Source organism: Bacteroidota bacterium, from assembly GCA_038746285.1.
Taxonomy (GTDB): domain Bacteria; phylum Bacteroidota; class Rhodothermia; order Rhodothermales; family JANQRZ01; genus JANQRZ01.
Genome location: JBCDKT010000134.1, coordinates 1 through 1530 on the forward strand (window position 1 = coordinate 1; position 1530 = coordinate 1530).

Annotated in this window: 1 protein-coding gene; it reads left to right on the top strand. The window is 70.9% G+C overall.

All coding sequences use genetic code 11. The features are described 5' to 3' along the window. A partial coding sequence (locus AAGI91_17900) for a DUF58 domain-containing protein (GenBank protein MEM1044488.1) occupies positions 1 to 1337 on the top strand: 1337 nt, incomplete at its 5' end. Positions 1338 to 1530 lie beyond the last annotated feature (193 nt).

Consider the following 1530-nt stretch of genomic DNA (forward strand, 5'->3'; position numbering starts at 1 on the left):
CGCTCCGCGACGTGTTCCTGACGGCGCGGCCGTTCTGGGCCACCGGTGGCCTGGTGGCCGGGTTCGTCGCGGCCTACTTCGTGCCTGTCCTGTTGCCCGTCGTCCAGGTGGCCGCGCTGGGGCTCGCCGTGCTCCTGGTGGCCGATGGGCTCGTGCTGTGGGCGTCGGGCGGGCGGGTGGAGGGAGAGCGCGCCGTGCCCGAGAAGCTCTCGCTGGGAGATGAGAATGCCATCGAGGTCTCGCTCCGGAGCACGTACCCCGTCCCGATCACCGCCCGCGTCATCGACGAGGTGCCGGTTCAGTTTCAGGAGCGGGGCGACGGCGTGGAGGTCCCGCTGGCGGCGCGCGGTGCGGGGGCGTTCGCCTACTCGCTCCGCCCGACGACGCGGGGCGCCTATGCCTTCGGCCGCCTGCTCGTCTACGCCTCGACGCCCCTCGGGCTGGTCGCGCGCCGGTTCGTGGCCGCCAGCGGGGGAGAGGCGGCCGTCTACCCGTCCATCGTCCAGATGCGACGGTACGCGTTCTTGGCCGACCGCAACCGGCTCCGCGAGATCGGGGTCAAGCGCGTGCGGCGGCGCGGCCACACGATGGAGTTCGACCAGATCCGCGAGTATGTCCCCGGCGACGATCGCCGAGCGGTCAACTGGAAAGCGACGGCGCGGCGGAGCGTCCACGGACCGCGCCTGATGGTGAACACGTACCAGGACGAGCGCGAGCAGCCGGTCATGGTGGCGCTCGACATGGGCCGGGCGATGCGGTCGCCGTTCGACAGTCTCACGCTCCTCGACCACGCCATCAATGCGTCGCTCGTCGTCCTCAACACGGCGCTGCGGACGCAAGACCGCGCGGGCCTGGTGGCCTTCGACCGCGAGGTTCGGACGGTCGTGCCGCCCGACCGCAAGCGGGGCCAACTCGGCGTCCTGCTCGACGCGCTCTACCGCCTCGACCCGGGGTTCCAGGATCCGTCGTTCGAGGGGCTCTACGCGGTGATCCGCACGCGCCTGCGCCAGCGGGGCCTGATCCTGCTCATGACCAACATCGACACGGTCGCGGGCCTGGAGCGGCAGCTTCCGTACCTCCGCCGCATCGCGCGGGCCCATCGCCTCGTGGTGGTCTTATTCGAGAACACGGGCATCCGCGACCTGCTGGCGGCGCCCGCCGAGCGCCTGGAGGACGTCTACGTCAAGGCGACGGCGCGGTCGCTGGCCCAGGAGAAGCGCGAGATCGTGCGGACGCTGGAGCGGCACGGCATCGGCGCGCTCCTGACGTCGCCGGAGCATCTCACGCCGGATGCCGTCAACCGCTACCTCCAGCTCAAGGCGCAGGGGACGTTCTGAGCCCTGAGCTGGAGATGCGCGTCGCCTAGATCGGCGTGTCGGTGGCCCGCTGGCACTGGAGTCCGAGGCCGGTGACGCTGTCGCGGTACTCGTCGCGGTAGTACACCACGACGCCAACGGCGATCTGACCGGTCGGGCATACCCGACGCTGCTCCCACTTGCGGAAGTTGGTCCGTTCGAACCCCCGCGTTAG